The sequence below is a fragment of the Chromobacterium haemolyticum genome (assembly GCF_009936155.1).
Classification (GTDB): Bacteria; Pseudomonadota; Gammaproteobacteria; order Burkholderiales; family Chromobacteriaceae; genus Chromobacterium; species Chromobacterium haemolyticum.
On sequence record NZ_AP019312.1, the window covers coordinates 691584 to 692002 of the forward strand.

Below are 419 nucleotides of genomic sequence, written 5' to 3' on the forward strand. Positions count from 1 at the left end.
TTCCGCTTTCTCAGCTGTTTTCGCCTTGTCTCGCTCTAGCTCGCGAGATCATAAACACGTTCTTCGCAATGTTTTGATTGGGTAAATTAATTTATTTGAAAACTGTCTTAATTTTCTAGCGACGGCACGGAGGTTGATATGACGCAGGACGCGATGAACGAAACCAAATACATCGTGGTGATGAATCATGAAGAGCAATATTCGATATGGCCGGAATATCGCGACATTCCAGCCGGCTGGCGCTCGCTTGGCGTCAGCGGCGCGGAACAGGAATGCCTGGACTATATTGAAAAGAACTGGACGGATATGCGTCCGTTGAGCCTGAGACAATTCATGCAGGAAAATCAAACGGCTTCCCCTTCCGCTAATTAATGGTTGTTATGTGTTGTTTTTGAAGTCGCCGCATTGCGGCGACTTTT

The 419-nt window shown here is 46.8% G+C and carries 1 protein-coding gene; it reads left to right on the forward strand.

Translation table 11 applies throughout. From position 1 onward, the window contains the following. Positions 1-138 precede the first annotated feature (138 nt). Positions 139-372, forward strand: coding sequence for an MbtH family protein (locus GYH29_RS03150; protein ID WP_019102904.1), 234 nt, complete (start codon positions 139-141; stop codon positions 370-372). Positions 373-419: the final 47 nt, after the last annotated feature.

Coding starts and splice junctions, on each gene's coding strand:
- GYH29_RS03150 (WP_019102904.1), top strand. CDS start 139: ATGACGCAGGACGCGATGAACGAAACCAAATACATCGTGGTGATGAAT.